This is a genomic window from Vibrio sp. Vb0598, from assembly GCF_033338935.1.
In the GTDB taxonomy this organism is placed as follows: domain Bacteria; phylum Pseudomonadota; class Gammaproteobacteria; order Enterobacterales; family Vibrionaceae; genus Vibrio; species Vibrio alginolyticus.
The window spans coordinates 1-26,452 of the sequence record NZ_JAWOTP010000011.1; the positions used below are offsets into that span (position 1 = coordinate 1).

17 protein-coding genes are annotated in these 26,452 nt (G+C 46.0%); 7 read left to right on the forward strand and 10 right to left on the reverse strand.

Going from position 1 to position 26,452, the window contains the following annotated elements; all coding sequences use genetic code 11:
* The 7 genes from R7Q38_RS12595 to R7Q38_RS12625 form a co-directional block, all read left to right on the forward strand.
* Nucleotides 1-225, forward strand: a 225-nt coding sequence (locus R7Q38_RS12595) for an oligopeptide/dipeptide ABC transporter ATP-binding protein (RefSeq protein WP_411913402.1), incomplete at its 5' end; no start/stop codon positions are given.
* A gap of 48 nt (nucleotides 226-273) precedes the next feature.
* A complete protein-coding gene (locus R7Q38_RS12600) occupies nucleotides 274-1,269 on the forward strand; it encodes an ABC transporter ATP-binding protein (protein WP_239938360.1) in 996 nt (331 codons plus the stop codon).
* Between the two features lie 63 nt (nucleotides 1,270-1,332).
* Nucleotides 1,333-3,072, forward strand: coding sequence for a glycoside hydrolase family 9 protein (locus tag R7Q38_RS12605; RefSeq protein WP_239938359.1), 1,740 nt, complete (start codon nucleotides 1,333-1,335; stop codon nucleotides 3,070-3,072).
* Nucleotides 3,073-3,074: 2 nt separating this feature from the next.
* Nucleotides 3,075-3,965, forward strand: coding sequence for an N-acetylglucosamine kinase (locus R7Q38_RS12610; RefSeq protein WP_017635903.1), 891 nt, complete (start codon nucleotides 3,075-3,077; stop codon nucleotides 3,963-3,965).
* 8 nt (nucleotides 3,966-3,973) lie between these two features.
* Nucleotides 3,974-5,893, forward strand: a complete 1,920-nt coding sequence (locus tag R7Q38_RS12615) for a beta-N-acetylhexosaminidase (protein WP_005380048.1) — start codon at nucleotides 3,974-3,976, stop codon at nucleotides 5,891-5,893.
* An 84-nt stretch (nucleotides 5,894-5,977) separates the two neighbouring features.
* Complete coding sequence (locus R7Q38_RS12620; protein WP_005380050.1) at nucleotides 5,978-8,386, forward strand: GH36-type glycosyl hydrolase domain-containing protein; 2,409 nt, start codon at nucleotides 5,978-5,980, stop codon at nucleotides 8,384-8,386.
* A gap of 125 nt (nucleotides 8,387-8,511) precedes the next feature.
* On the forward strand, nucleotides 8,512-9,924 hold the full coding sequence (locus R7Q38_RS12625) for a phosphoglucomutase/phosphomannomutase family protein (protein WP_239938358.1): 1,413 nt from the start codon (nucleotides 8,512-8,514) through the stop codon (nucleotides 9,922-9,924).
* Nucleotides 9,925-10,081: 157 nt separating this feature from the next.
* On the opposite strand, the gene R7Q38_RS12630 is transcribed toward R7Q38_RS12625, so the two are convergent.
* The 10 genes from R7Q38_RS12630 to hrpB all read right to left on the reverse strand — a co-directional run bounded on the left by R7Q38_RS12630 (nucleotide 10,082) and on the right by hrpB (nucleotide 26,407).
* A complete protein-coding gene (locus R7Q38_RS12630) occupies nucleotides 10,082-11,113 on the reverse strand; it encodes an ABC transporter ATP-binding protein (protein ID WP_005380055.1) in 1,032 nt (343 codons plus the stop codon).
* Nucleotides 11,113-12,738, reverse strand: a complete 1,626-nt coding sequence (locus R7Q38_RS12635) for an ABC transporter permease (RefSeq protein WP_005386564.1) — start codon at nucleotides 12,736-12,738, stop codon at nucleotides 11,113-11,115. Before R7Q38_RS12635 ends, R7Q38_RS12630 begins: the two co-directional genes overlap by 1 nt.
* Nucleotides 12,739-12,837: 99 nt before the next feature.
* On the reverse strand, nucleotides 12,838-13,851 hold the full coding sequence (locus tag R7Q38_RS12640) for a Fe(3+) ABC transporter substrate-binding protein (RefSeq protein WP_005386566.1): 1,014 nt from the start codon (nucleotides 13,849-13,851) through the stop codon (nucleotides 12,838-12,840).
* A 152-nt stretch (nucleotides 13,852-14,003) separates the two neighbouring features.
* Nucleotides 14,004-15,233: an ammonium transporter gene (locus R7Q38_RS12645; protein WP_005386568.1), complete on the reverse strand. Its 1,230-nt coding sequence runs from the start codon at nucleotides 15,231-15,233 to the stop codon at nucleotides 14,004-14,006.
* Between the two features lie 27 nt (nucleotides 15,234-15,260).
* Nucleotides 15,261-15,599 (reverse strand): P-II family nitrogen regulator, encoded by a 339-nt coding sequence (locus R7Q38_RS12650; protein ID WP_005386570.1) that lies wholly within the window; start codon nucleotides 15,597-15,599, stop codon nucleotides 15,261-15,263.
* A 188-nt stretch (nucleotides 15,600-15,787) separates the two neighbouring features.
* Nucleotides 15,788-16,156, reverse strand: a complete 369-nt coding sequence (locus R7Q38_RS12655; protein WP_182016242.1) for a YacL family protein — start codon at nucleotides 16,154-16,156, stop codon at nucleotides 15,788-15,790.
* A gap of 99 nt (nucleotides 16,157-16,255) precedes the next feature.
* The gene (gene acnB / locus R7Q38_RS12660; RefSeq protein WP_005380009.1) at nucleotides 16,256-18,853 is read right to left on the reverse strand and encodes a bifunctional aconitate hydratase 2/2-methylisocitrate dehydratase; all 2,598 of its coding nucleotides are present in this window, start codon (nucleotides 18,851-18,853) and stop codon (nucleotides 16,256-16,258) included.
* Between the two features lie 267 nt (nucleotides 18,854-19,120).
* On the reverse strand, nucleotides 19,121-21,451 hold the full coding sequence (locus R7Q38_RS12665) for a patatin-like phospholipase family protein (RefSeq protein WP_005380018.1): 2,331 nt from the start codon (nucleotides 21,449-21,451) through the stop codon (nucleotides 19,121-19,123).
* A gap of 122 nt (nucleotides 21,452-21,573) precedes the next feature.
* Nucleotides 21,574-23,946 (reverse strand): penicillin-binding protein 1B, encoded by a 2,373-nt coding sequence (gene mrcB, locus R7Q38_RS12670; protein WP_005380020.1) that lies wholly within the window; start codon nucleotides 23,944-23,946, stop codon nucleotides 21,574-21,576.
* On the reverse strand, nucleotides 23,939-26,407 hold the full coding sequence (gene hrpB, locus R7Q38_RS12675; RefSeq protein WP_239938357.1) for an ATP-dependent helicase HrpB: 2,469 nt from the start codon (nucleotides 26,405-26,407) through the stop codon (nucleotides 23,939-23,941). The genes mrcB and hrpB overlap by 8 nt, the downstream gene beginning before the upstream one ends.
* Between the last annotated feature and the right edge of the window lie 45 nt (nucleotides 26,408-26,452).

Consider the following 26,452-nt stretch of genomic DNA (forward strand, 5'->3'; position numbering starts at 1 on the left):
GGTAGCTCTTTCCCTCCACTAACTGGTCCTAAGACCAAATTGACTGGTATTCCAGGCAACCCTTTGAACCTATTAGAAGTTCCTCAAGGTTGTCGATTCCAAGCTCGTTGTGACCGTGTCCATGAAGCTTGTACGCGAGTACCAACTCAGCTGCGTCAAATTGAACCTGGTCGTCTCTCAAACTGCCACTTATATGGCGACACGATTGCTCAAGCTAAGGTTTAACAACAAAAAATAACGCTAGCTAAGAAGAAAATTACACTGGAGAGAATTATGAGCAAACAATTCGGCGAATTGCTGGTTGAAGGTAAAAATGTCGTTAAGGACTTCCCTTTAAACAGTAACTCAATCAAACAATCTAAGATGCGTGCAATCAACGACGTATCTTTCAAAATGTACAAAAGCCGCGGTTTATCCGTGGTAGGTGAGTCTGGCTCAGGTAAATCTACTACCGCAAAAATGATTGCGAAAATGTACGCACCAACGGATGGCATCATCGAGTACAAAGGTCGTGATATTCAAGACATCAACTCTCGTCACGATTTGATGACTTACCGTGAAGGCGTGCAAATGGTATGGCAAGACCCATTTGGCTCGCTAAACCCGACACACAACATCTTCCACCACATTGCTCGTCCCCTTCTCATCCACAAGAAGGTATCACCGGGCAACAAGAAGGAACTGGAAGAGCGCGTGTATGACCTACTAGAACAGGTTGGCCTGATTCCACCAAAAGAAACGGCGCAAAAGTTCCCACACCAACTTTCTGGTGGTCAACGTCAGCGCGTGAACTTGGCTCGTAACATTGCGGTTGGTGCAGAAGTGGTACTGGCTGACGAACCAACATCAATGCTTGACGTATCGATCCGTGCTGGTGTTCTTAACCTGATGGAAGAGATGAAGTTTGAGAAGCAAATGTCTCTTCTTTACATCACTCACGACATCGCGACAGCGCGTTATATTGCTGAAGATCTTGCGGTTATGTACGTGGGCCACATGGTTGAGTGGGGTGACACAGAGGAAATCATTCACGATCCTCAACACCCATATACGCAACTGTTGGTATCTGCGGTTCCAGATCCATCGAAGTCTATTCACGAGAAACTGAAAGGCAACAAAGGGGAAATCCCACTTTGGACACCAGAATCTGTCGGCTGTCCATTTGCTGGACGTTGTGTACACGCTACCGATAAATGTCGCGAACGACTACCGGGCGTCACTCAACTGTCCGACAACCACTTTGTCCGCTGTTACTTATTTGAAGATTAATCATAACGAGGGTCAGGTTCAGCCTGACCCATTCCTGTTTTTATCGTTTCCCGGAGACATTGAATGCTGCTACTGACTAACCACATTGGTTATGAACGTCTGGGCCCAAAGAAAGCCATTATCCAGACCGAACAACCACACTTGTCTTCTTACACTGCTCAATTGATTTGTGCCACTAGCGAGCAAACCGTGGCAACTTTTGCGGTTGAAGAACAAGGTAAAGTGGCGAACTGGCATCAGGGCTATTTCTACCTCATCGACTTTTCCTCTTTCACAACGTCAGGTGACTATTTCTTGCAAGTAGAAGATACGCGCTCTTCCTCTTTCATCGTTGGCGAACACATTCTGTTGGATCAAACTTTGTCAGATGTGATCCACTACTTCAAATCGCAACGTTGCGGCGGGATCTTCGATAAACAAGATCGACAACTTCCAGTACTAAACTCCAATAAAAAGGTTGATGTACACGGCGGCTGGTACGACGCATCAGGAGACGTTAGCAAGTATTTAAGTCACCTTTCATACGCGAATTATTTGAATCCTCAACAAACCCCAATGGTGGTTTGGAACATCCTAAAAGGGGTTTCATTGCTTGAAGGAAGCGAAGACATTGCAGCTTTCACACGTACACGTCTGATTGAAGAAGCCCTGTTCGGTGCAGACTTTCTTGTGCGTATGCAAAACGAAAAAGGCTTTTTCTACATGACGGTCTTTGACAAGTGGAGCAAAGATACTGCGCAACGCGAGATTTGCGCGTACGAAACTCAACTTGGTCACAAATTTGACGACTATCAAGCAGGCTTTCGACAAGGTGGCGGTGTCGCCATTGCAGCGCTAGCGGCAGCGTCGCGTTTAAGTGTTCACGGTGAATACGATCAACAAAAATACCGCAACGCTGCCGAAAATGGTTACTGGCACTTAAAAGAGCACAATACGCAGTACCTCAATGATGGGGAAGAAAACATTATCGACGAATACTGTGCGCTACTGGCTTGTGTAGAACTGTTTAAAGCAACCAAAGAAACTCGCTACTTGGAAGAGAGCCGTTTGTGGACGCAACGTTTAGTTGCACGCCAAATGAGCGACGAGCAGATTCAACACTTTTGGTCAGCAAACCAAGACGGCAGCCGTCCATATTTTCACGCAGCCGAAGCTGGTCTACCAGTTATTGCCCTATGCGAATATCTATCAATTGAAGACGACTCAGCACGAGCGGAATCGGTAAAACGTATCGTCAACCTAGCGTGTGAGTTTGAGATCACAATATCGAATAAAGTGATCAACCCATTCGGTTACCCTCGCCAATATGTTAAAGGCGTAAATGAGTCAAAACGCGAGGCATTTTTTGTCGCACACAACAATGAATCCGGCTATTGGTGGCAAGGCGAGAATGCTCGACTGGGCTCACTCGCGACCATGGCGTACCTTGCTCAACCGCATATAGCGTCGCAAGAAGTACAGCAACAACTTTCTGTGTTTGCTCAAGATGCATTGAACTGGGTTGTAGGCTTAAACCCATACGACATGTGCATGCTAGATGGCCATGGTCGTAACAACCCTGATTACCTCCCTCAATATGGTTTCTTCAACGCAAAAGGTGGCGTGTGTAACGGAATCACTGGCGGCTTTGAAGACGAGGAAGACATTGCATTTAACCCACCAGCACAAAAAGAAGACGTGTTACAAAACTGGCGCTGGGGCGAACAATGGATCCCGCATGGCGCTTGGTACTTACTCGCGATAATGAGTCAAGCTCAGCATGTTTCTCAGTTGGCGACCTCTAAAAATATGAAGGAAGAATAATCATGGGAATGTATTTTGTCGGTATCGATGGTGGCGGCACGTCATGTCGAGCCAGGATTAAAGATTCACAAGGTAATTTTCTTGGCGAGGCCAAAAGCGGCAGTGCCAACATCATGCTAGGTGCTGAAATAGCAATGGCTTCGATTCTTGAATCCATCACTTCGGCTACCGAGCAAGGCGGTCTAACACAACAAGATTTCGCGTCGATGCACGTCGGCTTAGCCCTTGCTGGCGCAGAGCACAAAGCATCTTGGCAAGCCTTCATGTCTCTTCCTCATCCATTTGCCAGTATAACTCTGAATACCGATGCTTACGGTGCGTGCGTTGGTGCGCACAATGGCGAAGATGGCGCAATCATGATTGCGGGAACCGGTTCTTGTGGCATCTACCTTAAAGGATTGGAGCAACACGTTGTCGGTGGTCGTGAGTTCCCTATTTCGGATCAAGGTGGCGGCGCAGTGATGGGGCTACGCCTAGTTCAGCAAGTTTTGTTAGCTGAAGATGGCATCAGAGAAAAAACGCCCCTAGCACAACACTTTATGACGCATTTCGAAAATGAGGTCGACAACGTGGTGGCGTGGTCAAAACAGGCGCTTCCTCGTGATTATGGGCAGTTTTCTCCGGCTATTTTCCAACATGCGGAACAAGGCGATGCACTGGCCATTGAAATACTGAAGCAAACCGCAGCGGATATAGAAATGTTTCTCGTGGCATTAAACAAGCGCGGCGCAACACGTATTTGTTTAATGGGTAGCATTGCTGAACGCATTTTACGTTGGCTCTCACCACCAGTTCAGCAATGGATTGTTGAGCCACAGTTTGACGCGATTGAAGGCGCAATTATGTTTGCTGGCAAACCAGAACATAACCTTTACTCGCTCAGTGCGGCGTAGGAGTAGATATGGAATATCGTGTTGATCTCGTGGTCCTTTCTGAGCAGAAACAAAACTGCCGCTTTGGCCTCACCTTTCATAACTTGAGCGACCAAGACCTAAACAGCTGGAGCTTAACTTTCGCTTTCGATCGTTACATTCTTCCAGACAGCGTTTCAAATGGTCAACTGACTCAAATTGGTAGTTTTTGCACACTTAAGCCAGAAGGGGTGGTACTGGCTGCCAACCATCACTATTACTGTGAATTCAGTATTGGTTCGAACCCATTCCGTTATTACTCGGATGGCTTTAACGAAGCGATGATCAACTTTGTCGTTGATGGAAACCCACAGCGCGCACAAGTGGATGTCACGCCTATCGTATTAGCTTCACCATACCGTGAACGCAGTGAGATTCCTGCAAGTTTAACCCATGCACAGCCCTTGCTGCCAAAACCAAACCATATTGAGGTCAGCGATCACTATTTTAGCTTTGATCATCATGCTGGCGTCGCGGTTTATTCAAGCCTGGCCAATTCAGCTAAAGAATGGCTACTTGATGAGCTTAAGCGCATTCACCAATTTGAGTTCGCATCAGACAATGGCAGTCAGATCATCTTCAAAGGCAACCCAACCTTGGATGAAGGCGCTTACAAACTGAAAGTAGCCGAAGAGTCAATCAAAATTGAAGCAGGATCTTCGTCTGGTTTTACCCATGCTTGTGCAACGTTATTACAACTAATCAAAGTTGGCGATCAACCTAACTCAATGGAAGTAGTTTGCTGTTCAATCAAGGACAGGCCACGTTTTCGTTACCGCGGTATGATGCTGGATTGTGCTCGTCATTTTCACTCCGTTAAGCAAGTCAAACGCTTGATCAACCAACTGGCTCATTACAAGTTCAATACGTTCCATTGGCATCTTACCGACGATGAGGGGTGGCGAATTGAAATCAAATCACTGCCTCAACTGACCGATATTGGTGCTTGGCGCGGATTGGATGAGATCAATGAACCACAGTACACGCACTTTGATGAACGTTACGGCGGCTTCTACACACAAGAAGACATCAAAGACGTTATCGAATTTGCATCGCAACGCGGCATCACCATCATTCCTGAAATTGATGTACCTGGTCATTGCCGAGCCGCCATCAAGTCGTTACCACACCTATTGGTAGAAGCGGAAGATACCACCGAATACCGCAGTATTCAGCATTACAACGACAACGTCATTAACCCAGCTCTGCCGGGGAGCTATGAATTTATCGACAAAGTGCTAGAAGAAGTCTCTGCGCTTTTTCCTGCGCCTTACGTTCATATTGGTGCCGACGAAGTACCTAACGGCGTATGGTCAAAAAGCCCAGCATGCCAAGCACTAATGGAACAACTGGGTTACAGCGACTACAAAGATTTGCAAGGACACTTCTTGCGTTATGCCGAAGACAAACTTCGTAAATTGGGCAAACGCATGCTGGGCTGGGAAGAAGCTCAACACGGCGACAAAGTCAGTAAAGATACGGTGATCTACTCATGGCTAAGCGAAGAAGCGGCCTTGAACTGTGCTCGCCAAGGCTTTGATGTGGTGCTGCAACCAGCACAAACCACTTACCTAGATATGACCCAAGACTACGCACCTGAAGAACCGGGCGTGGACTGGGCAAACCCACTGCCACTAGAAAAAGCTTACAACTACGAGCCGCTCGCTGAAGTGCCTGCTGACGACCCAATACGTAAGCGCATTTGGGGCATTCAAACAGCATTATGGTGCGAAATTATCAATAACCAACCTCGCATGGACTACATGATCTTCCCTCGTTTAACTGCAATGGCAGAAGCATGTTGGACAGACAAACAACACCGAGATTGGACCGACTATTTATCACGCTTGAAAGGCCATCTACCTCTGCTTGATTTGCAGGGAGTGAATTACCGTAAACCGTGGAAGTAATACAAAACTGATGTCGAAACATCACGCTTGAAGAGTTTTTAAATTTTGGCTGCTGATGCAGCTTCGTAAAAAGGAAAGACACAAATGAAATACGGCTATTTCGATAACGAGAATCGCGAATACGTCATCACTCGCCCTGACGTACCAGCACCATGGACCAACTACCTAGGTACTGAGAAGTTCTGTACGGTTATCTCGCACAACGCGGGTGGCTACTCGTTCTACAACTCTCCAGAATACAACCGTGTTACTAAATTCCGTCCAAATGCGACATTCGATCGCCCAGGACACTACGTTTACTTGCGTGATGATGAGACAGGTGATTACTGGTCAATCTCTTGGCAACCAGTTGCGAAGAGCCTAGACGAAGCAAACTACGAAGTTCGTCACGGCTTGTCTTACTCTAAGTTCAAATGTGAATACAGCGGTATTACCGCAACAAAAACTCTGTTCGTGCCAAAAGGCGAAGACGCTGAAATCTGGGATGTAGTGATTAAAAACACCTCTGACAAACCACGTACGATCAGTGCATTCTCATTTGTTGAGTTCTCATTCAGCCACATTCAATCTGATAACCAAAACCATCAGATGTCTCTGTACTCGGCAGGTACGGCTTACAACGAAGGCGTGATAGAGTACGACCTGTACTACAACACCAACGATTTCGAAGGCTTCTACTACCTAGCTTCAACATTTGCCCCAGATTCATACGACGGCCAACGTGACAGCTTCCTAGGCCTATACCGTGACGAAGCAAACCCGTTAGCGGTAGAACAAGGTAAGTGTTTCAATACAGCGCAAACTTGTTACAACCACTGTGGCTCTTTGCATAAGCAATTTACTATTCAGCCGGGTGAAGAAGTTCGCTTTGCTTACATTCTCGGTATCGGTAAAGGCAACGGAGAGCGTCTGCGTGCTAAGTACCAAGACCTTGCAGAAGTCGACAACGCATTTGCGGGTATCAAAGCACACTGGGATGAGCGTTGTGGCAAGTTCCAAGTGAAATCACCAAACGAAGGTCTAGATACCATGATCAACGCTTGGACGTTATACCAAGCGGAAACGTGTGTGGTGTGGTCTCGCTTTGCTTCATTCATCGAGGTGGGAGGCCGTACTGGTCTTGGTTACCGCGATACAGCGCAAGATGCAATCTCAGTTCCTCACGCTAACCCAGCAATGACGCGCAAACGTATCGTTGACCTACTGCGCGGCCAAGTAAAAGCGGGCTACGGTCTACACCTATTCGATCCAGATTGGTTTGATCCAGAAAAAGCGGATGTTAAACCATCTAAATCTCCAACCGTAGTTCCAACACCTTCTGATGAAGACAAAATTCACGGCATCGAAGACACCTGTTCTGATGATCACCTATGGCTAGTTCCAACCATCTGTAAGTACGTGATGGAAACCGGTGAGCACAGCTTCTTCGACGAAGTGATCCCTTACGCCGACGGTGGCGATGCAACGGTTTATGACCACATGAAAGCCGCGCTAGACTTCTCGGCTGAATACGTAGGTCAAACCGGTATCTGTAAAGGTCTGCGTGCAGACTGGAACGACTGTCTGAACCTAGGTGGCGGCGAATCTTCAATGGTGTCGTTCCTACATTTCTGGGCACTGCAGGAGTTCATCGACCTAGCGAAATACCTAGGTAAGGAAGCCGACGTTGAAAAATACACCGAGATGGCAGCAAACGTGCGTGAAGCGTGTGAAACACACCTTTGGGACGAAGAAGGCGGCTGGTATATCCGTGGTCTAACGAAAAACGGCGAAAAGATCGGTACAGCGCAACAAAAAGAAGGTCGTGTACACCTAGAGTCAAACACACTTGCGGTACTTTCTGGTGCGGTATCTCAAGAGCGCGGCGAAAAAGCGATGGACGCTGTCGATGAGAACCTATTCTCTGAATACGGCCTCCACCTAAACTCACCATCTTTTGCAACACCGAATGATGATATCGGCTTCGTAACTCGTGTTTACCAAGGCGTAAAAGAGAACGGTGCGATATTCTCGCATCCAAACCCATGGGCTTGGGTAGCTGAAGCGAAACTGGGTCGTGGTGATCGTGCAATGAAGTTCTACGATGCGCTAAACCCATACAACCAGAACGACATCATCGAAAAACGTATTGCAGAACCATACTCATACGTTCAGTTCATCATGGGTCGTGACCACCAAGACCACGGTCGTGCAAACCACCCATGGTTAACAGGTACGTCAGGCTGGGCTTACTTCGCTGTTACCAACTTTATTCTTGGTGTGCGTACAGGCTTCGATGGCCTAACTATCGATCCATGTATCCCAACGAACTGGCCTGGTTTCGAAGTGACTCGCCAATGGCTAGGAGCAACGTACAACATCAAAGTCGTTAACCCAGACTCAGTAAGCAAAGGCGTTAAGTCGATTACCGTGAACGGTGAAGCAGTGAATGGTGCCTCTGTACCAGTTCAAGCGGAAGGTTCAGTAAACGAAGTTATCGTTACTCTAGGTTAATCATCTTTTGGGGGAGAGCTTTTCCTCTTTTGATTTATCCGATGCACTTGAGTTTTACAAGTGCATCGGTTCGCTAGCAAAGATTTAAGAGGCGGTGGGATGCCGCTCTTATCGAGGATCGAATCATGATCAAATTTGGTACAGGCGGTTGGCGTGCATTTATCGGTGAGGAGTTCACCAAAGATAATGTACGTTTGGTCGCTCAAGCAGTCGCAAACATCACGAATAACGAATCGGTTGCTGATCGCGGTTTTGTGATTGGCTATGACCGTCGTTTTCTTTCCGATAAAGCAGGTCGTTGGTTCGCTGAAGTTCTAGCAGCAAACGGCATTGTGGTTAGCTTTATCGACAAATTTGTCCCAACACCTATCGTAATGTTTAAAGCGAAAGAAATGGGCTGCGCATACTCGGCATGTATTACCGCATCACACAACCCTGCCGATTACAACGGCATTAAAGTCTTCATTGAAGGCGGTCGTGACGCAGATGAAATCATCACCCAAAAAATCGAATCACAAATAGACGCGCTCACTGCGCACGATGTAAAAAGCGTCGACTTTGAACAAGCGGTTGAAGATAAGCTGATTGAAATCATCAATCCGATGAACGAATTCGTTGACTCAATCATCGACTTTATCGACATCGAAGCGATCAAGAAGGCGAATTTACGTGTTTTGATCGACCCAATGTTTGGTGTCGCGAAAAACGCACTGCAAACCGTATTAATCAACGGCCGCTGTGACGTTGATGTGATTAACGATGGCAAAAACCCAGATTTCGGTGGGTTAATGCCTTCGCCAAGCGCTGCAACACTCTACCGTTTGATGCACCTAGTGAAAGAGCAAGGTTACGATATTGGCATCGGTACTGATGGCGATGCGGACCGTCTTGGTATTATCGACGAAAAAGGTAACTTCATTCATCCAAATGAAGTGCTACTGCTGCTTTACTACTACCTACTTGAATACAAAGGCTGGAAAGGCTCCGTGGTACGTAACATCGCAACCACACACCTTCTCGATAAAGTCGCCGAAGATCATGGCGAGAAATGCTTTGAGGTTCCTGTAGGCTTTAAGCACATCAGCTCCAAAATGGAAGCGGATGACTCACTGATTGGCGGGGAAAGCTCTGGCGGCCTAACCATTCGCGGCCACATCAAAGGTAAAGACGGCGTATTCGCATCAAGTCTATTGGTAGAAATGATTTCAGTAACCGGCAAGAAGCTGTCTGAGTTGCTGGATGAAATCTACGGCAAGTACGGCTATGCCTACATGGCAGAAGGCGATTGCAAGTTCAAACCAGCGCAAAAAGACGTACTGTTCAACAAGATTTATGTTGAAAAGCAGTTGCCTGAGTTTGAGTTTGAAATCGAAAAAGTCAGCTATGAAGATGGTGCGAAAGTCTACTTCAAAAACGGCGGTTGGATCATCGCTCGCTTCTCTGGCACTGAGCCACTGCTACGAATTTTTGCAGAGATGCAAGATAAGGACACTGCGGAACGTGTTCTTCAACAGTTTAAAGACTTCTTGTCTTTATAACTGAACCTTGTGCCCGCTTCGAGCACTATGATGAGAGTCAACGCTGTCTGAAAAGGCGCTCATCAACAGGAGAAGAGCACTTGCCCGGCTCCACAGCCGGGCTTTTTTATTGTATGTTGGAAAGTCGTAAACGAGATAGCAAAGATACTCAGGAGCGTTAAGCAAATGCCAGGACGCCTTGCGTTTCAATTTTCACCGCGACGGACTCACCTATATTTAATGCTTGCGAAGCTGTAGCTAACAAACGGTCACCATTCGCGTTAATCACATAACGGCAGTGATCACCCATAAAATGCTGTTCCAATACGGTTACCGAACTATCTTCATCGGATTGAATTTGTACATGCTGCGGTCTTAGCAGTAAAGAGCACTCCGCCTGTACTGGAATATCTTGTTGAGCCGTGGCTTCAACCACGCCCAAGTGGGTTTCATATTCTGAATTCGAAACTCGTTTAGCAGCAAGGTAACTGCCACCACCTAAGAAATCAGCGACAAATTTACTTGAAGGTTGGTAGTAAAGCTCAGATGCTGTGCCATATTGCTCGATGACTCCATTGTTCATCACTGCCATTTTATCGGCGAAAGCAAAAGCCTCTTCACGGCTATGCGTAACAAAAATGGCAGTCACACCTTGGGCCTTAAAAATCTTACGGATCTCACTTATCAACTCATGGCGAACTTGCGTATCAATATTAGAAAACGGTTCATCCAGTAACAGTAAGTCTGGGCTGTAAGCTAATGAGCGAGCAATCGCAACACGCTGCTGCTGTCCACCAGACAATTGATGAGGATAACGATCGCCATAACCTTGAAGATGCACGAGTTCTAACATCTCTTGAACTTTGGCATTTTTCTCTTTTGTCGAGCACTGCTTTAAGCCAAAGGCAATGTTTTGCTCCACCGTCAAGTGAGGAAAAAGTGCGTAATCTTGGAAAATCATCCCTATATTACGCTGTTCTGGCGGCAACCAGTTTTCCCCATCATCAATTGTGACGCAATTTAGACTCATTTCGCCTGACGTTAACGGCAATAATCCCGCAACGGCCTTTAATAGTGTTGTTTTCCCACAGCCACTAGCTCCTAGCAAACAGACAATCTGCCCTTGTTCTACCTCAAGAGACAATGATTCGAGTACGGTTTGATCGTCATATTGGCACGTTAGGTTTTTAATTGATAATGCACAGCTCATCAGTGATTTTGCTCCAGTGAACGGTTAACAACAACAAGCGGGATCAACCCAACAAGAACCAACAGAACCGCTGGCAAAGCGGCCAATTCTAAATGCTCATCCGAGGCGAAGTTATAAACGTATGTGGCTAGTGTTTCAAAGTTAAACGGACGAAGTAACAAAGCCGCATTGAGCTCTTTCATTGACTCGATAAACACTAATAAAGCCGCAATCAGTGCACCGCGCTTAACCAGCGGAAAGTGCACGCGCCACAGCATTGCATTGGGCTTACAACCCATAGTGCGCGATGCCATATCTAACGACGGAGAAATTTTATTTAAATTACTTTCGATACTACCAATCGCTACCGCGGAAAAGCGCACAACCATGGCAAATACTAGTGCGAACATGGAACCAGAAAAGATAAGTCCCGGCCTTCCCCACTCCATGGCTTTAGCAACGTCGTTGACACGATGATCCATAAACAGCACAGCGACCATCACACCGATGGCTAGTACCGTTCCTGGTACTGCATAGCCCATAGAAGAAAGACGCATAAATGCCAAGCTTTCTCGTTTACCATTGACTCGATGGGTAAAGTTAACGATCAGTGCGACAGCAACACCAATAATCGCAGCAATAACAGACACAACTAAGCTATTCCATGCGTATTCACGAAACTCTGAGGTCCAACTCTGTGCAAAATAAGTGATCGCATAATCAATCAGCTGTAGTAGCGGCAAAATAAACGCGACCGAAACCAAGCCCCAGCACCAAACTAGTGCGGTCCACTTTTTCCAGCCCGTCAACTCGTAACGAAAATCTTCGTGACTGTTAAATTGGCTTTGAAAAAGCTTTTGTTTACGGCGGCTGTATCGTTCTGCACTAAGAAGCAGTACTACAATGACGAGCATCATGGCAGAAATCTTGGCTGCCGCATTAAGATTAGAGTACCCCAACCAAGTATCGTAGACCGCTGTGGTTAACGTATTCACCGCGAAGTAACTTACCGTACCAAAGTCGCCAATGGTCTCCATTGCGACCAATGATAAACCCACTGCGATAGAGGGTCTTACTAACGGCATCGAGATGCGCCAAAAACTTTCCCATGGAGAGCACTTGAGCAAACGCGCGCTTTGCAATAAAGAGACATTTTGCTCCATAAACGCAGCCCGGCACAATAAATACACGTAAGGATACAACACCAAAGCCAACACAAAGGTCGCACCAGGCAACGTACGAATGTCAGGGAACCAATACTCGCCAGGTCCCCATCCGGTTACATCACGCAAAAAGATCTGAATCGGGCCTGCAAAATCAAACCAATCAGTAAAAATATAACCAATGATATAACCTGGCATTGCAAGAGGTAGTACCAATGCCCACTGCAACCATTTTTCGGTCGGCAGTTTACACATGGCCATTATCCAAGCGCTTGGAATACCAAGAATTAAGGACAGCACCATTACGCCAACAGTTAGCGCAACCGTGTTAAAAATATAAGTCGGCATGACCGTTGCCATTAAATGAGCAAACAAATCATCCGTTTCACCAATTGCGGTGTAGAAGATCGCTAAGATCGGCAAAACCAGTAGCAGAGTTATTACCCCACTACTGGTTTTCCATAAAGAGTGTTTATCTTTCATCGCCTAATTACTGCAAGGCTGTATGAAATACAAATGCTGTTGCAAATACATCTCATATCCTTTAATCAAATGGGGGTACTGTTATACCCCCACAAGGAATTAAAGGTCAAATTTCACTTCGTCTAATAGCTTAATTGCCGCTTCGTGGTTGGCTGCAATATCGTCTAGAGAAAGCTTGTCTGCTTTAAAGTCACCCCAAGATTCCACAAGCTCAGAACGCTTCACGCCTTCTTTAACTGGGTACTCATAGTTAACTTCTGCGTACATTTGCTGCGCTTTGTCACCCGTTAGGAATTCCATTAGCTTCACAGCATTGTCTTTGTTTGGAGAGTACTTCGCCATCGCCATACCAGAGATATTCACGTGAGTGCCTGTAGTCTCTTGGTTAGGGAAGTTGATGTAAACTGCATCAGCCCAAGCCTTTTGCTCTTTGTCGTTAACCATTTTACCTAGGTAGTAGCTGTTACCCAGAGAAACATCACATAGGCCTTCTTTGATCGCTTTAACTTGTGCACGGTCGTTGCCTTGTGGTTTGCGAGCAAGGTTTGCTTTCACGCCTTCCAACCACTCTTTGGTTTCTGCTTCGCCATTGTGAGCAATCATTGCTGAAACTAGAGAAACGTTGTACGGGTGCTTACCGCTACGAGTACAAATTTTACCTTTGAACTCTGGCTTAGCTAAGTCTGCGTAGTTGAAATCTGCGCCTAGTTTACCTACGCGATCACGTGATGAATAAACGCTACGAGAACGTAGAGTTAGAGCAAACCACTCATTCTCTTTATCTTGGTATTGAGCAGGTACGTTTTCTTCAATGATTTTGCTATCGACTTTCTGAACTAAACCTTTGTTTGTCAGTTCAGCTAGACGGCTGATGTCTGTCGTAAGAATAACGTCAGCAGGGCTGTACTCACCTTCTTGAGCTAGCTTTTCTGCTAAGCCTTTTTTAGCAAATTTTACGTTTACTTTGATGCCAGTTTCTTTAGTGAACTCATTGAACATAGGTTCAACTAGGAAAGGTTGACGGTAAGAGTAGACGTTCACTTCTTCAGCAGCCATTGCTGTTGGAGCTAGAGTAGCGCAAGTTAGTGCTGAAAGAGTTAGCAGTTTTTTCATTGTTTAATCCTTTACCATGCTAATGATAACGTTTATCAGTTGCGTTATTATATGTATGTTCAATAAGAAGACAATGACGAATATTAAAAAACCTGCTCATCGGAGCAGGTTTTATTGTGTTAAGTGTGTAACCATTTATTACAAGCTAATGATTATTTCACCGTAACAAACTCTGGGTAAGCACCAACACCACAATCATGCATGTCCATACCTTCCATTTCTTCATCTTCTGTAACGCGAATCCCAACGGTTGCTTTCAAGATTGCCCACACAACTAGGCTGGCACCAAATACCCAAGCAAAGATAACTACGGCACCTAAAAGCTGTGCACCAAACGTTGCATCACCGTTGCTCAGTGGCACTACCATTAGGCCGAAGAAACCACACACACCGTGAACTGAGATAGCACCTACTGGATCGTCAATTTTAAGTTTATCTAGAGCAATGATACTGAATACTACTAGTGCACCCGACACCGCACCAATCGCAACCGCGTACAGTGGTGATGGCGATAGAGGGTCTGCAGTGATGGCAACCAAGCCAGCTAGCGCGCCATTGAGAATCATCGTTAAATCGGCTTTACCCCAAGTAGTTTTACAAACGAATAGCGCCGCAATTGCACCGGCAGCCGCTGCTGCGTTAGTGTTTAGAAAGATCTGACCTACCGCTGTAGCATTCTCAAAATCTGAAACCATCAACTGAGAGCCACCGTTAAATCCAAACCAGCCAAACCAAAGGATAAAAGTACCCAACGTTGCCAAAGGCATGTTAGAACCTGGAATCGGATAGATTTCACCATTTTTACCGTACTTACCCTTACGCGCGCCAAGCAGTAACACACCAGCAAGAGCAGCAGAAGCACCTGCCATATGTACGATACCAGAACCCGCAAAGTCACTAAATCCAGCTTCTGCTAGGAAGCCTCCACCCCATGTCCAGTAACCTTCCATTGGATAGATAAACGCAGTTAAAATCGCAGAGAAAATCAAGAAAGACCAAAGCTTCATGCGCTCAGCTACCGCACCAGAAACGACGGACATGGCAGTTGCAACGAAGACAACTTGGAAGAAGAAGTCAGACTCTAAAGAGTGGTCGGCCCCTTCACCTTGAGTACCAATTAGCGTACCAAATGAAGGTAACCAGCCTCCTTCTCCATTATCGACATACATGATGTTATAACCGACAATCAGAAACATCGTACATGCGATGGCGTACAAACAGATGTTCTTCGTAAGAATTTCTGTTGTGTTTTTAGAGCGCACAAGGCCAGCCTCTAGCATCGCAAAACCTGCTGCCATCCACATTACCAACGCACCGGAAATGAGGAAGAAAAAGGTGTCAAGTGCGTAACGTAACTCGGTTACTGTGGTTGTTAATTCCATAATAAGTATCTCCAATCCTTTGAATTCTTAAAGTGCTTCTGCGTCCATTTCGCCAGTTCGGATACGCACCGCTTGGTTCAGATCGTAAACAAAAATTTTACCGTCGCCGATTTTTCCGGTTTGCGCAGCTTTTGTAATTGCTTCAACAACGCGATCTACATTGTCTGCGTGAGTCGCGATTTCAATTTTCACCTTTGGTAGAAAATCGACTTGATACTCTGCACCGCGATACAATTCCGTGTGACCTTTTTGACGACCGAACCCTTTAACTTCTGATACTGTCATCCCTTCGATACCGACATCAGCCAATGCTTCTCGTACATCGTCTAATTTAAACGGCTTAATAATGGCATTGATTATTTTCATTGAGTTATCTCCGAAGCTTTCATCCTGAAACACTTCTTATAATCCAATCTACGTGCCAAGTTTTTAAGTCATTGAATAATAAAAGCTAACCTCAATTTACATATCTATAAACAAAAAGAGCGCACCATATCGGTGCGCCCTTTTCACAAATTTAAAGCAACGGCAGAGAAGTTACCCAAAACTGTGCATTAAATGTTCAAAAAGTCTTTCCATTGTTCGATAAGTGTCATGAAATCCTCTATCCCACAACTTGCTGTACTTTCTGCATTGTAGAAGTCGAACTCACTTTCCATCTCGACATCATATTCATGGGCTAATGCGTTTTCTTGTACAAGAACTTCGTCGCCCTGAATCATCAAGCTAATTTCCGTGCCTGTTAGGTTATGCTCCTGAGAAGGCGCTAAAAATGACCGCTCAATTAGCTTTTCAACTTGTGCAATCTTCATCGGATCTTTGCCAATTTCTTCTTGCAACCAGCGCCCTACAATCTCATGTCCCATGCTACATTTTACGTAGTACTCGCCCATCAACGTGTTACGAATGAATTCAAATTCCACCGAGATTGCCTATTTCGTATCAATTTGGTGCGAGTATAGCGAATTGCTCCCATAAAAAAAGCACCTCATGTGAGGTGCTTTTGAATTGTGCATTTCTGATTATGCTGGTTCTTGGAAGATCACTTCGTCCGCTTTCTTGGTGTATTGATCCATTTTATGGAAGTTCAAGTAGCGGTACGTATCCGTTGCCGTAGCGTCGATTTGCTTCGCGTATTCTAGGTATTCTTCTTTGGTTGGAATCTTACCTAGGATTGCACCTACTGCAGCTAGCTCAGCTGACGATAGGTAAACATTCGCACCAGTACCCAGACGGTTCGGGAAGTTACGCGTTGAAGTCGACATTACTGTTGATTTATCTGCAACACGTGCTTGGTTACCCATACAAAGTGAACACCCTGGCGTTTCAATACGAACCCCTGCACGTCCGAAGATACCGTAGTAGCCTTCTTCAATCAGTTGGTCTTTATCCATCTTTGTTGGTGGCGCTACCCAAAGGCGCGTTGCTAACTGGCCATTGAACTTATCAAGCAATTTACCTGCTGCGCGGAAGTGACCGATGTTCGTCATACAAGAACCGATGAACACTTCATCAATCGCTGTGCCTTGTACTTCAGACAACAAACGAGCGTCATCTGGGTCATTCGGTGCACATAGTACTGGCTCATTGATTTCAGCCATATCGATTTCAATCACATGTGCGTATTCAGCGTCTTTATCTGCTTGCATCAGCTCAGGGTTTGCTAGCCACTCTTGCATTGCTGTAATGCGGCGCTCGATAGTACGGCGATCACCGTAGCCTTCAGAGATCATCCACTTCAGCATCACGATGTTAGAGTTTAAGTACTCTTCGATCGACTCTTGAGACAATTTCACAGTACAACCTGCCGCCGAACGCTCTGCAGATGCATCAGAAAGCTCAAATGCTTGCTCAACCGTTAGCGTTTCTAAGCCTTCAATCTCAAGGATACGGCCAGAAAATTCGTTGATCTTGCCCGCTTTCTCTACCGTTAGTAGACCTTGCTGAATCGCGTAGTAAGGGATGGCATGAACAAGATCACGCAGTGTAATACCCGGTTGCATTTCACCTTTAAAACGAACCAAGATTGACTCTGGCATGTCTAGCGGCATAACGCCTGTCGCAGCTGCAAAGGCAACCAAGCCCGAGCCTGCTGGGAATGAAATACCCAGAGGGAAACGAGTATGTGAGTCCCCACCCGTACCGACAGTATCCGGTAGTAGCATACGGTTTAGCCATGAGTGGATAATACCGTCACCAGGACGAAGAGATACACCACCGCGGTTCATAATAAAGTCCGGAAGTGTATGGTGAGTGTTAACGTCTACTGGTTTTGGATAAGCCGATGTGTGACAGAAAGACTGCATGACAAGATCAGCAGAGAAGCCGAGACACGCCAAGTCTTTAAGTTCATCACGAGTCATAGGGCCAGTAGTATCTTGCGAACCTACTGTCGTCATTTTCGGCTCACAGTAGGTTCCAGGACGGATGCCTTCTACGCCACATGCTTTACCAACCATTTTCTGTGCAAGCGTGTAGCCTTTACCAGAATCTGCGATTTCACCAGGTTTGCGGAATACGTCCGAAGGCTCAAGACCTAGCGATTGACGCGCTTTGTCTGTCAAACCACGACCGATGATCAATGGGATACGACCACCAGCACGAACTTCATCAATCAGTACTTCTGTTTTTAGCGAGAACTCAGCTAGAACCTCACCAGTTTCGTGGTTGCAAACTTTACCTTCATATGGGTAAACATCGATAACATCGCCCATGTTGAGCTTAGTTACGTCAACTTCGATTGGTAGTGCGCCAGCATCTTCCATTGTGTTAAAGAAGATAGGGGCAATTTTGCCACCAAGCACATACCCACCAGCTCGTTTGTTTGGAACGTAAGGGATATCATCACCCATAAACCAAAGCACTGAGTTGGTTGCAGATTTACGTGAAGAGCCAGTACCAACAACATCACCAACGTAAACCAATTGATGGCCTTTGTCTTTTAACTCTTCAATTTGCTTGATCGGGCCAATAGTACCCGGTTGATCAGGGTTTATTCCTTCACGCTCGTTTTTAAGCATCGCCAGTGCGTGTACTGGAATATCAGGGCGAGACCAAGCGTCAGGTGCAGGTGAAAGATCATCCGTGTTCGTTTCACCTGTTACTTTAAATACGGTTAGAGTGACTTTTTCTTCAAGCTTAGGCTTAGAAAGGAACCACTCCGCATCAGCCCATGATTGAAGTACTTTCTGTGCATGCGCATTGCCTGCTTTCGCTTTCTCTTCTACGTCATAGAAAGCATCAAACATCAGCAGCGTATGAGACAGCGCTTTTACTGCGATCTCTGCCAGTGCTTCATCATCCAATAGCTCAACTAGCGGTTCGATGTTGTAACCACCTTGCATAGTGCCTAGCAGTTCAGCCGCTTTTTCACGACTCACTAATGGTGATTTAACTTCACCTTTTGCTACTGCTGTTAGGAAACCCGCTTTTACATAAGCAGCTTCATCAACACCTGGAGGGATACGGTTTTCAAGTAGGTCAAGAATGACTTCTTCTTCACCTTGCGGGGGATTTTTCAGAAGTTCTACAAGTCCAGCAACTTGTTCTGCGTCTAGCGGTTTAGGAACAACTCCTTCAGCAGCACGCTCTTCGACGTGTTTACGGTAGGCTTCAAGCACGACTTTTTCCTCTCATTGCGGTTCCTCCTCTATTATTACTATTGTTAAAGTAAAGGAGTGAACATCCTTGGAAACTTGGCTCTCCATTGCCCTTGTTTTCATTCAATTATGATTGAGAAACAGCGCCGTAGAGGCCAAACTGTGGGCAAAATAATAGCAAATTTAACCTTAAATTAAAATCTTATCATTTTGACCAACATAGCAACTTACGACTAAAGTTCTGCTAATTTTGACCAAATATGCCAAGTTTTGCTTTCTCATACCCGATTAATTAAACGATGTTCCTACGATCAAATACACAGCATCCAAATCTTGCTCGGTACGACCGTATGCCAACATTATTGGTCCTATTGGTGAGTCAACACCAAAGAAGATGGAGCCAGCATTGTAAAGCGGCGCTTCGTTTAGTTTCAGATCATTATCAGACCAAACACCGCCATATTCGACCGATGCGCCCAGGTAGACTGGAGCTTCAAACAATCCGAAATCATTATCAAACCACTTATATCGGTACACCAAACTGCTGAAAAATAAGTTCTGTCCGATCAGGCTATTTCTTGGGATTCCCGATAGGCTTAAGAAGCCGCCCAACTCTCTGGGATCAAGCGGTAAAGATGAGTTTTTACTCTCTACAAAACTATATTCAGCATGTCCGACTAAAGTATGACGCTGATGACTCACTGCACCTTTAAATCGTGCAGAGATTTCATACACGGTATCTTCAATAATTTTGTCAGTCTCTAAAAGGCTAACGCCTTGAGGACTTTGATCATGAGATACTAAATATTCGAGATCAACTAAAAGTCCACGAGTCGGAAATGCGAAGTCATCAAGTGTATCTAGACGATAATTGGCAAACAGGCCACGACGTTCAAAATCCAATTTACCAGCAGAAGCCAAAGTAGAAAGCTCAATATCTCCGGTAGAGTAGCGAGCGCCAAATCGAAGTTCTTGCCACAATGTGGGTTGGATACCTATCGCTAACTCTGTTGTAAAATCATCGTAAGTGACCGGAAAAAAATCATTTACTGACTCTAAATCTGGTGCTTGAGGCTCTGTTAAAGGTAAGTTTCGGCTCTCACTGCCATAGGAAATACGCCCCGATACAAAAAGTTCTTGGCTAGATAAAACAGGAGAATACAACTCAGCTTCAATCAGCTTATCCGTGCCCATTTCTACGTTGAACGCCAACTCCGCGCCATGAGAGTTCAAGTTGGTAAAGTTGGTCGATATTCCTATGCCGTACTGGCTATCTGTATCGAAGTCATCTTCCAGAAAAAATCGGAAGTTGAGATAATTAGGCCCCCACGACTTCTCGTTAACATCAAAAACCAACAATGTCTCACCATCCACCTCTTCAAAGTGATAAGTGATGAGCTCGAACCGATCTAACGCGTAGAGGTTTTCAACGGCTTTCTCAATTTCGGCCGTTGAAATACGACGTCCGGTTTCTAATTCAATACGATTCGTCAACAGCACATCGCTGTAGTGCGTGTTATTAACAATCACTATGTCATCAACCACACGCTGATCGCCATAAATCAAAGTTTTACGAACTTCTTGTTTGCGATCGATGTATTTTTGATAGTCCGCATTGGACAAGCGCAACCCTTTCAGCTTGTCTTTTAACTGCTTGGTAATATCGTACCCAGCTTGAAAAGCCCAAGGCATTTTGTCGAACTCGACAGTTTCCATGGTGCCCACATTGGGACGAATATAGATATCTTGAGGTTCAAGCTCGTCCACTTGCTGTTGTGTACTACGACGAACGAGATAGTTAGAGAGTTGGTCCGCGACAGTAAACAGCCCCGTAAATTCATCTTCGGTTTTGTAGTCGGTGCTAATATCGACGGCAATAACGACATCAGCCCCCATGGCGCGAGCCACATCGACAGGCATGTTATTGACGACACCGCCATCGACAAGCATATGGCCATTGAGCTTATAGGGAGGAAGCGCTCCTGGTACAGACATGCTAGCCATCATGGCGTCCACAAGGTAACCATTGCCCAGTACGACTTCTTCTAGGGCAAGAATATCTGTCGCAACAGAACGATAGGGAATGGCAAGATCATCAAAAGAATCGAATCGCCCTAAGTTCCCTGTAGTCTCACGCAATACTCGCAACATGTTCTGGCCTTGCACCACACCCGTTGGTGCTCGTACCTCACCGAACCTTAAGCCGAGATCGGTATTAATTTGATAGCGGTCTTCATACTCTTTGTCACGAACTCGACGTTGGCTACGGTCAACACGATCTCGATAACCGCTGCCCCAATCGACGGTGTAGATAAAACTCTCAATTTCATCAGCACTCATCCCCGTGGCATAGAGCCCACCCACATAGGCGCCCATACTGGTACCGGTCACAATATCGACAGGGATCTGCATTTCTTCCAATGCTTTTAAAACCCCAATGTGTGCCGCCCCTTTCGCTCCGCCACCAGCGAGCACAACCGCCACCTTTGGTCGAGGTTCCAAGTCATCCGTTTTTGTTAGAGAGTTTGCGAGGGAAACAGAAGGAGTGATCATCAAAAAGGTACTAACCCAAAGCGCAAAGTTGCGAACCGATGGGCTTGATAACAGCTTTTTGAACATTCACTTCTTCCTTTATTGAATATCTGATCAAGTAGGGCGTGCTAGCAGTACTGTACTAACACGCCCTAATATGTACTAAGAATTAATCAGATAAACAAGCTAATGTTGTTGATTTGGCGATGCTACCAATCAAATATGCTATTTAACCAGTTTGATTTCTTCTCACACTGTTGCTTTATCTGACCGGTTTTATCCCAAACCGGCAGTTTGTAATCACTACGGCAGTTCATTTCTAAACCTCCATCAGATGTAGGCTTGAACCCTAATGTGGTGATTTCTCTTGGCCATGGGAGCTCTAAGCGCTCAGGAATACGCTGCTTCAAGTACTCTGCGTACACTCGTAATGCACCACTCGACCCCGTTAGATTCACGGGTTTATTATCGTCGCGGCCTAGCCAAATTGTCGTCACCTCACGACCATCAACACCGACAAACCAACTATCGCGGTTGTCATTACTGGTACCCGTTTTTCCTGCCAATGCAGCCCAACCAAACTGGCTTTGTAAGAAGCGGCCAGTGCCTTGAGCAACCCCTTGTTTCATCGCGTAGGTCGTTAGCCATGCAGCTTGTTCATCCACGGCTCTTGATGAACGAGGCAAGGATTGATACAGCACATTACCTTCCATATCCATGACTGAGCGCAGAGCGGTCAGTTTTGCACGCTTACCTGAATTCGTCAGAGTCTGATACATCTGTGCAACTTCGAATGGCGTCAAAGAAAACGAACCCAAAAACATCGAAGGCACTGGGCGAATTTCGTCTTTGTTCACGCCCAAACGCTCTAAAGTATTGGACACTTCAGGAATGCCAAGTGCCATACCTAAGCGCACGGTCGGTACGTTAAGTGATTTCGCTAAAGCAATGTAAAGTGGCACATCACCACGATATTTTCTATCGTAGTTGCGCGGCGTCCACACGTTACCTTTACTGCTCTTCAGACTTAACGGCGTGTCGTGTAGCGTCGTGCCTAGGTTGTATTTATCCGGTTGTTCTAGAGCCGTTAAGTAAATCGCTGGTTTCACTAAAGAACCAATCGGACGACTGGCATTGAGCGCGCGGTTAAAGCCTTCATAACCGACACGTTTACCACCTACCATCGCACGGATTTCACCACTATGGCGATCAACGGCCACAGCTGCGGCTTCTAACTCTTTACCACCCCGTTTAGCTAGTTCTGGGATCTTTTTCGCGATAGCTTGTTCCATTTTGCTTTGCGATACTGGGTCCAGAGACGTAAATACGCGCAGTCCGGTCTCTGCCTTAAATCGCTCCCCAACTTTTTCTTTTAATTCAATACTCAATTGTTGGAAATAAGCTGGCTGACGGCTCGCAATACGTGGCTTGCTTTGCGTATCGAGTGGACGACTTACAGCTTGTTCATACTGCTCTGAAGTCAACATGTTTTGCTGCATTAACAGGCGCAGAACGAGATCACGACGCTCTTTCGTTCTCTCAGGGTAACGAATTGGGTTGTAGTAAGACGGTCCTTTTACCATCCCAACTAACATCGCCAATTGATCGATTCGCAACTCCTGAATTGGCTGCCCAAAATAGTAACGCGACGCCAAGCCAAACCCGTGGATCGCTTCACCTCCACTTTGACCTAGGTACACTTCGTTTAGGTAGGCTTCTAAGATACGATCTTTGCTGTAACGGTAATCCAAAATTAGCGCGATATACGCTTCTCGAACTTTACGCCACAGTGTTTTATCACGAGTCAAAAACAGGTTTTTTGCCAATTGCTGAGTCAGCGTACTACCACCTTGAACAGTACGACCCGCCTTAATGTTCGCAACCAATGCACGTGCAATCGCGAGCGGTGACACCCCGTCATGTTGATAAAAATCCCGGTCTTCGGTCGCAAGCAGTGCATCCACCAAAATTTCAGGGAACTGATCACGACGTAAGAAAAGGCGCTGTTCATCACGGTCTTTCTCCAGCATGCCCAACATCTTCGGTTCTAGGCGCAAGTAACCAAGGTCTCCTCGAGATTCTAAAGACTGAATACGTTGCAAACCGGAATCAGAGAAATGCAGCATAATGTGACGATCCGGCTCGGGACCATCGGCAAACTCGAATGGACGACGAATCAATTCAATCCGAGTGGAAGAAGAGGAATATTCGCCTGGGTAACGAGGTTGACTCACTTTACGGTAATTCAACACATCTAGCTCGTTGCGCAGTTCTTGGATGGTGATATTCTCACCAGGGCTTAGATTCAAGATACGGGCATAAACCACCGTTGGCAGCTCAAACAGCTGACCTTCAAAGCGTTCTTTCACCACACTATCTAAGTAAATCCCAACAAACAGCAAAACAGCGGCAAGTGCAACGCCAGCTTTCCAGCTAAACGACCACAGAACTTTCAACCACGAACGTTTCTCGTTAGTCGGCTTTTTACTCGGCGTACGTCGAGTCTGTTTTGCGGTTCCTTTATTGGTTGTACTTTTCTTCGCTGGCGCTTTTTTCGCGCTAGGCTTCTTGCTGTCAGTCATTATTCAATTGTCTTTTTGTTTTCGTTGTTGCTACATGATTGGCAGGATCATCTGGCCAAACGTGTTTTGGGTAGCGCCCTTTCATCTCTTTTTGAACGTCTTTGTAGCTTCCGTTCCAGAAAGCCGCCAAGTCCGACGTTACTTGCAATGGACGTTGTGCCGGTGAAAGCAGTTCAAGCACCAAACGCTTGCGGCCAAGAGCTACCGTTGGGGAACCACTCTCCCCAAATACTTCTTGCATACGCACCGATAATATCGGCTCGTGGCCATATTGGTAACGGATACGCTTCTTTGAACCTGTGGGTAGTTGGTAATGCTCAGGTAACCATTCATCCAGTTGTTGATTGAGTGGCCAACCTAATAGAGCATTAAGCGCTTCGACCAAGTTTATCTTGCTCAGGTCTTTAACCGAGCTGACAGACGTCATGTATGGTTCTAACCACTCCTCTAATGAATCCAGCAAACTGGCTTCATCAAACACTGGCCATGACTGCTCAGGTAACCATTCCACCGCACAACGAATCCGAGCCAACAAGCTCTCCGCTGCCGGTGTCCAGTTTAGACTCTGTAAGCCCTGGCGGCGGACATACGTGAGTAAAGCTTGTGTCATTTTTTCTTTGCCCGGGCTTGGCAACGGCTCGCGTTCAACGACCAGCAGACCGAGTTTTGTTTGTCGCTCAGCTATTAGACGGCCTCTTTTTTCATCCCAGTCCACTACTTCTTCAGACGAAAATAGCGTATCAAAGGTCGTTCGCAATATATTGACATCCAATTCACATGCCGAATGAATTTGACTTGAATTAGAATGAGAACGCATTAAGTCAACGGCAACCAAATACTCACAGCCACCTAGCATGTCTTCCTGATGACATTCTGCACCATGACCATTAGCCAAAGTAAATCGCCCAAATTGATTTGTGCGCTGCTGCGCAATGCGATCTGGAAATGCCAAACTTAACACCAGCGGTAATGCATCTTCATCCACGCCTTTCAGGTCAAATACCGTATCCAATTTGTACGCCAGAGATTGAGCACGCTTGAACAACATCGACTTTTTTGGATGAGTACCAACAAGCCAACGATGCAAGCTATGAGCGATATTGGTAACATTTCTCTCTGGCTCTTCAATCAGTGCGACCGCCGCCAAAGCAGCATTTAACATCTTATCACTGTAAGATAGCGCTTTAATTAGCATCGCAGCCGCACGAGGCTCAACGCCTAGTTCATGCGCCTGTTTTCCTTCGGACGTTAATTGCCCTTTTTCCGTCAGTAGTCCCAATGACACCAATAGCTGCTTCGCTTGTTCCAATGACGCATTAGCGGGAACATCAAGCCACTTTAGATCGTGGATATCACCCGTTCCCCAAAAGGCAAGCTCCATAACTAAACTAGCCAAATCGAAGTGCAAAATTTCGGGTTGGGGAACCAGCGGTTGCTGCTTGAACTGGCTTTCAGAATAAAGACGAACACAAATGCCCTCTTCTATTCGTCCCGCTCGTCCTGCACGCTGAATCGCTGAAGACTGTGCAATGCGTGTTTGCTCTAAGCGTGTTAAACCGTTTTTCAAATCAAAGCGGGCAATACGCTCTAACCCAGAATCAACCACGAGGCGAATGCCTTCAATCGTTAGTGAAGTTTCTGCAATGTTGGTCGCTAGAACGACTTTACGCTTACCTTGTTCTGCTGGCGTAATCGCTTTTTGTTGATCTGCAAAGCTCAGTTGACCATAAAGTGGGCATACGTCGATATCATCCGCTAAATGAGACAACCGCTCTTCAACTTGTTTTATGGCACCAACACCCGGTAGGAAAGCTAACAAAGATCCAGATTCTTTGTTCATAAGACTTTCTATTGTTTTTGCCATACTCGTAGGTAAATGCTCGTTCACACCTAACGGCTGGTAGCGCATTGCCACATCAAAGCTCCGCCCTTCAGATTCAATGTAACTGGCTTCCGGCAACAACGATTGTAATGCTTGTTGGTCAAGCGTTGCCGACATTACCACCAGCTTGAGATCGTCTCGCAATGCCTCTTGAACTTCTAAACTGAATGCCAAAGCGGTATCGGCATGAATGCTGCGTTCATGAAACTCATCAAAGATCAGTAGATCAACCCCATACAGTTCAGGGTCAGTTTGGATCATCCTGGTCATGATCCCTTCGGTCACGATCTCCAGCTGCGTTGCAGAACTTACCTTTGCCTCGCCACGAACTCGATAACCCACGCGTTGACCAACTTGTTCTCCCAATTGCTCAGCAAGATAACGGGCAATGTTACGCGCCGCGAGTCGTCTTGGCTCAAGCATGATGATTTTCCCAGCAACCGAATGATTTAAGAGTAACTGCAAAGGGAAGTAAGTCGACTTACCGGCACCAGGCGCCGCTTTTAAGATCACTTGATGTTGATTTTTGACCGCCGTCAGCAACTCAGGCATCACGGCTTCAATCGGCAATTGTGACAAAGGAAATACCTTATGGTGTAATGGTGGCAACATTGTACATAAAAA

Bases quoted from the DNA above. Each gene is read 5' to 3' on its own strand.
- R7Q38_RS12650 (WP_005386570.1), bottom strand. From the start codon at position 15,599: ATGAAAATAATCAATGCCATTATTAAGCCGTTTAAATTAGACGATGTA.
- R7Q38_RS12615 (WP_005380048.1), top strand. From the start codon at position 3,974: ATGGAATATCGTGTTGATCTCGTGGTCCTTTCTGAGCAGAAACAAAAC.
- R7Q38_RS12610 (WP_017635903.1), top strand. From the start codon at position 3,075: ATGGGAATGTATTTTGTCGGTATCGATGGTGGCGGCACGTCATGTCGA.
- R7Q38_RS12635 (WP_005386564.1), bottom strand. From the start codon at position 12,738: ATGAAAGATAAACACTCTTTATGGAAAACCAGTAGTGGGGTAATAACT.
- R7Q38_RS12600 (WP_239938360.1), top strand. From the start codon at position 274: ATGAGCAAACAATTCGGCGAATTGCTGGTTGAAGGTAAAAATGTCGTT.
- mrcB (WP_005380020.1), bottom strand. From the start codon at position 23,946: ATGACTGACAGCAAGAAGCCTAGCGCGAAAAAAGCGCCAGCGAAGAAA.
- R7Q38_RS12605 (WP_239938359.1), top strand. From the start codon at position 1,333: ATGCTGCTACTGACTAACCACATTGGTTATGAACGTCTGGGCCCAAAG.
- R7Q38_RS12620 (WP_005380050.1), top strand. From the start codon at position 5,978: ATGAAATACGGCTATTTCGATAACGAGAATCGCGAATACGTCATCACT.
- R7Q38_RS12645 (WP_005386568.1), bottom strand. From the start codon at position 15,233: ATGGAATTAACAACCACAGTAACCGAGTTACGTTACGCACTTGACACC.
- R7Q38_RS12640 (WP_005386566.1), bottom strand. From the start codon at position 13,851: ATGAAAAAACTGCTAACTCTTTCAGCACTAACTTGCGCTACTCTAGCT.
- R7Q38_RS12665 (WP_005380018.1), bottom strand. From the start codon at position 21,451: ATGTTCAAAAAGCTGTTATCAAGCCCATCGGTTCGCAACTTTGCGCTT.
- R7Q38_RS12630 (WP_005380055.1), bottom strand. From the start codon at position 11,113: ATGAGCTGTGCATTATCAATTAAAAACCTAACGTGCCAATATGACGAT.
- R7Q38_RS12625 (WP_239938358.1), top strand. From the start codon at position 8,512: ATGATCAAATTTGGTACAGGCGGTTGGCGTGCATTTATCGGTGAGGAG.